The organism is Dokdonella sp., from assembly GCF_039926425.1.
GTDB lineage: Bacteria > Pseudomonadota > Gammaproteobacteria > Xanthomonadales > Rhodanobacteraceae > Dokdonella_A.
On the sequence record NZ_JBDSWZ010000039.1, the window covers coordinates 1 to 4922 of the forward strand.

The window sequence follows — 4922 nt, forward strand, 5'->3', positions numbered from 1 at the left end:
GTCGATCGGATCGGAATTGTTGTTCTGCACGAGCACGTTGTCGGAGAACGCAGCCTTGGCGACGGCCGGATTCGCCGCAATGCCTTCTCCGCCCCCCTGGCGCGCAAACAGCGCGGTCTTCTGCACGGTCAGGCCGAGTTCCTTCGCTGCCGTTTCGAGCGACGAGGGGTCCTGGTAGGTCAGGTCCGTGAGGCGACCAGCCTTGTCGCCGAAGACGCGATCGCGCTCCCCGTCGGCGTACTGCTTGGCAAGCTCCGTCTTGACGTCGTCGAAACTGCGCGTCTTCCCGGCCCGGGTGTCACGCAACTCGATGACGTGGTATCCCTCGCTGGTCAATACCGGCGGCGAGATTTCACCTTTCTTCAGCGCAAAGAGCGCGGTCTCGAACGCCTCGTCCGTGCTGCCCTTGTCGAGCCAGCCGAGATCGCCACCCAGGTTCTTCGAACCGAGGTCCGTGGAATATTCCTTGGCGAGCGCCGCAAAATCCTTTCCATCGTGCGCCTCTTTGGCCACCGTCTCGGCTTTGGCCAGCGCTGCTTTCTGCTCGCCTGGCCCGCCCTTTCCATCCACCTTGATCAGGATGTGCGAGGCAAGGCGCTGTTCGGCGGACACGTAACGCGCCTTGTCCTTCTCGTAACGTTCCTTGAGCACGCTGTCATCCGGCGTGAGGTTCACGTCAAGCTTGCTGCCGTCGAGTTCCACGTACTCCGCGGCGACGCGTTCGGGCACCATGAAATCGGCGGCGTGCGCCGTGTAGTACGACTCCAGTTCCTCGGTGCCGACCTCTTCGGTCGGCGCAGCCGCTTTTTCCAGCTTCACATAGCGGAAATCGCGACGCTGGTCATTGAGTCGCAGATAGGTGTCGACATCCGCGTCGGTCACGAGTGCCGTCGCGGTCACCTGGGCGGGGAGGATGTTCTTCTCGAGATCGTCGCGCACCAGCTGTTCGAAGCTGCCAGGCGTGCGGTTCTGCGACGCGAGCACCATTTTGTACTGGTCGTAATCGAACTTGCCTTCATTCTGGAACGCGGGTACCTGGCCGATTTCCTTTCGCACGCGCTCGGACGAAACAGTCACTCCGAACTTCTTGTTCGCCGACGCAAGAACCTGCTCGTTGATGAGCTGGTCGAGCATCTGCTTCTTCATCTCCGGCCTCTCGAACATGGACGGATCGACGGCGCCGCCCATCATCTGCTGCATCCGGGCGCGGTACTGGTTGAAGCGGTCGCGGAAGACCTCCTGGCTGATCTCGGCGTCGCCGACCTTGGCGACAGACGTCGTCGTGGTGGCGATGAAGTAGCCTTCGATTCCGAAGAACGAGAATCCGATCGTGATCAGCACGAGTGCGATTTTCACGAACAGACCGGATTTCTTTCCGCGTAGCAGCTGCAGCATGATGTCGGAACCTGTGGTAGTTGATCGTGCCCGTGCAGGACACCGATCGTCGGGCTGGCGATTTTACGCGGTCACGCGGTCGGAAACATCGCGGAATGCGGCCAATGCGCCGGATTCCGGAAAAGACGAAGGCGCCGCGCGGGCGCCTCGCTGGACAGGCCAATGCCGCCAGCGGCATTCGCGCGTTGGATGATTCGCCGCGAATGGCGCGTGCCTGCTCTCGCAGGACGCCAACGCCACCAACGCTCAGAGGTCATCATCCTGAAATCTGGTGGGTGCTGAGGGTTTCGAACCCCCGACCCTCGCCTTGTAAGGGCGACGCTCTACCGCTGAGCTAAGCACCCGTATTCGCTTCGGAACGACCGACCACGTGCAGGCCCGGCCTCGCCGAAGCGGGTGGCCAGATCAGCCCAGTGCGTCCTTGAGTGCCTTTCCGGCCTTGAATGCCGGCACCTTGGATGCCTTGATCTTGATCGCTTCGCCTGTACGCGGGTTGCGACCCGTGCGTGCGGCGCGCTTGCGCACAACGAAGGTACCGAAGCCCACCAGCGAAATGGAATCACCGGCCTTCAATGTCTTCTTGACGACCTTGAACATACCTTCGACTGCACGTTCCGCGTCAGCCTTGGTCAGGCCGGAGGCATCCGCAATCGCTGAAACAAAATCGCCTTTGTTCATTTAATTCTCCCGCTCGGAGCTTGCACTCCGCAAAGAAATTCGATCGAGTCGAGACACGGATCTCCGAAGGGTGTTTCATCGGGAGTTCGCCTGCCTCGTTACCCCGCAATCGCCTGGGACAACGTGTCGCCCTGGATCGCGGCGCGCTCTTTATACCAGCGCCCATAGGGGGGCGCAACATGAGGTGTGGCGCGCCTTGCGAGGTTTTTAAGCACTTGGAAGGTGAAGGAATACGACCCCGCGCACGACCGGCGACACGAACAATCTGTCGATCACGATCGCACTTGCTGATGGTCTGGTCATGATAGAAAAACGCGTCCGTCCGCCGAGCGCGCCGCGCAAGCGGCGCGCTTTCGCCCGACCTCAGTGCGGACGGACCGTCGACTCGACTGCGTGATCGTCGCGCGTCCGCGTTGCGTCGCCTTCCGTACGTGTCGCAGGCGTCAACGGGCGTTCAAGCGCGAGGTCGAGCACTTCGTCGATCCAGCGAACCGGATGGATATCGAGAGACTCGGTGACGTTTTTCGGAATGTCGACGAGGTCCTTGCGGTTCTCTTCGGGGATGATGACGGTGGTGATGCCACCGCGATGAGCCGCGAGCAGCTTCTCCTTCAGCCCGCCAATCGGCAGCACCCGACCACGCAGCGTGATCTCGCCGGTCATCGCGACATCGGAGCGCACAGGTACCTTCGTCAGCACCGACACGAGCGCCGTACACATGGCAATGCCCGCACTTGGGCCGTCCTTTGGCGTTGCTCCTTCCGGAACATGCACGTGCACATCGAGCTTGTGGTGGAACTCGGGATCGATGCCGAAACGATCCGCCCGCGCGCGCACCACGCTCAATGCCGCCTGGATCGACTCCTGCATCACATCGCCCAGCTGGCCGGTGTGAATCAGTTTGCCCTTGCCCGGAACGACCGTGGTTTCGATACTGAGCAGATCGCCGCCCATCTCCGTCCACGCAAGCCCGGTGACCAGGCCGATTTCGTTTTGCTGCTCGGCCCGTCCGTAGGTGAACTTGCGCACACCCAGGTAAAAGTCGAGATTCTGTGCCGACACGGTGACCTTCGCGCGCTTGCGCTCGGTCGCAGGCTTGCCCTTCTTGCCGGCTTTCGCCTTCGCCTGCGCCAGGCTGATCTCCTTCACCACCTTGCGGCAGATCTTGGAGACTTCGCGCTCCAGACTGCGCACGCCCGACTCGCGCGTGTAGTAGCGGATCACGTCGCGGATCGCGTCCTCCGCCACCGCAAGTTCAGCAGCTTTCAGCCCATTCGCCTTCAGCTGCTTGGGCACCAGATAGCGCAACGCAATGTTGACCTTTTCCTCCTCGGTGTAGCCGGGGATGCGGATCACTTCCATGCGGTCGGCCAGCGCCGCGGGAATGTTGAGCGAATTGGCGGTCGCGATCCACATGACTTCGGACAGGTCGACATCGACCTCGAGATAGTGGTCGTTGAACGTATGGTTCTGTTCGGGATCGAGTACTTCGAGCAGCGCCGCCGACGGATCGCCACGGAAGTCCATCGACATCTTGTCGATTTCGTCGAGCACGAACAGCGGATTGCGCGTACCGGCCTTGGTGAGATTCTGGATGATGCGGCCGGGCATCGAGCCGATATACGTGCGCCTGTGGCCACGGATCTCGGCTTCGTCTCGCACGCCGCCGAGCGACATGCGGATGAACTTGCGGTTGGTGGCCTTCGCAATGGACTGACCGAGCGACGTCTTGCCAACGCCCGGCGGCCCGACGAGACAGAGGATCGGGCCCTTCATCTTGTTGACGCGCTGCTGCACGGCGAGGTACTCGAGAATGCGCTCCTTGACCTTCTCGAGGCCAAAATGATCGGCGTCGAGCACTTCCTGCGCACGCTGAAGATCGCGACGCACCTTGGTCTTCTTTTTCCAAGGGACGCCGAGCAGGCAGTCGATGTAATTGCGCACGACGGTCGCTTCAGCGGACATCGGCGACATCTGCTTGAGCTTGTTGAGCTCGGCGCGCGCCTTCGTCTCGACCGCTTTTGGCATGCCCGCAGCGGCGATCTTGCGCGTGAGTTCCTCCAGTTCGTTCGGCGCATCATCGATGTCGCCGAGCTCTTTCTGGATCGCCTTCATCTGTTCGTTGAGATAATACTCGCGCTGACTCTTCTCCATCTGCGTCTTGACGCGGCCGCGGATGCGCTTCTCGATTTGCTGCACGTCGATCTCGCCATCGACCATCCCGACCAGCAGCTCCTGCCGATCGGCCACGTCGATCGTCTCCAACACCTTCTGCTTTTCCGCGACGCGCACGGCGATGTGCGACGCAATCGTGTCGGCGAGCCTCGACGGGTTGTCGATGCCCGCGAGCGTCGACATCAGCTCGGGAGGAATCTTCCGCGACAACTTCACGAGCTGCTCGAAGAGGCTCGTCAGCTGGCGGCCGATCACGTCGATCTCGCGTTCGCTCCGCGTGTACGCGGCCTCCAGAACACGCGCATGCGCGACCATCAGCTCGTTGCGCTCGCCGAACGCGGCAATCTCCGCACGATCGGTTCCTTCGACCAGCACCTTGATCGTGCCATCGGGCAGTTTCAGCAACTGCAGAACGCTGGCGATCGTACCGATCGAATAGAGATCACCGGCAAGAGGTTCATCGACATCCGGGCTGCGCTGCGCGACCAGCAGGATCTTCTTGTTGCCGGCCATCGCGATGTCGAGCGCGCGCACTGACTTCTCGCGCCCCACGAACAGCGGAATGACCATGTGCGGAAACACCACGACGTCTCGAAGCGGCAGAACCGGCAGCTCGATCAAGTCGGTGGAGGGCTTCGGGGTTTTGGTCGGCTTGTCGGTCATCGGACTCGGTA

At 61.6% G+C, this 4922-nt stretch carries 3 protein-coding genes and 1 tRNA gene; all 4 read right to left on the reverse strand.

Annotated features, from left to right (window positions below):
* Window positions 1–1395: SurA N-terminal domain-containing protein (locus tag ABIV12_RS02355; RefSeq protein ID WP_348055837.1), on the reverse strand; the 1395-nt coding region annotated here is incomplete at its 3' end.
* 269 nt (window positions 1396–1664) lie between these two features.
* Window positions 1665–1739: transfer RNA gene (locus ABIV12_RS02360), tRNA-Val, on the reverse strand.
* A 61-nt stretch (window positions 1740–1800) separates the two neighbouring features.
* Window positions 1801–2073 (reverse strand): HU family DNA-binding protein, encoded by a 273-nt coding sequence (locus tag ABIV12_RS02365; protein ID WP_348055839.1) that lies wholly within the window; start codon window positions 2071–2073, stop codon window positions 1801–1803.
* A 363-nt stretch (window positions 2074–2436) separates the two neighbouring features.
* On the reverse strand, window positions 2437–4911 hold the full coding sequence (gene lon, locus ABIV12_RS02370; protein ID WP_348055840.1) for an endopeptidase La: 2475 nt from the start codon (window positions 4909–4911) through the stop codon (window positions 2437–2439).
* Window positions 4912–4922 lie beyond the last annotated feature (11 nt).

What these genes read in the sequence shown, in the direction of transcription:
- lon (WP_348055840.1), bottom strand. Translation starts at nt 4,911, where the DNA reads ATGACCGACAAGCCGACCAAAACCCCGAAGCCCTCCACCGACTTGATC.
- ABIV12_RS02365 (WP_348055839.1), bottom strand. Translation starts at nt 2,073, where the DNA reads ATGAACAAAGGCGATTTTGTTTCAGCGATTGCGGATGCCTCCGGCCTG.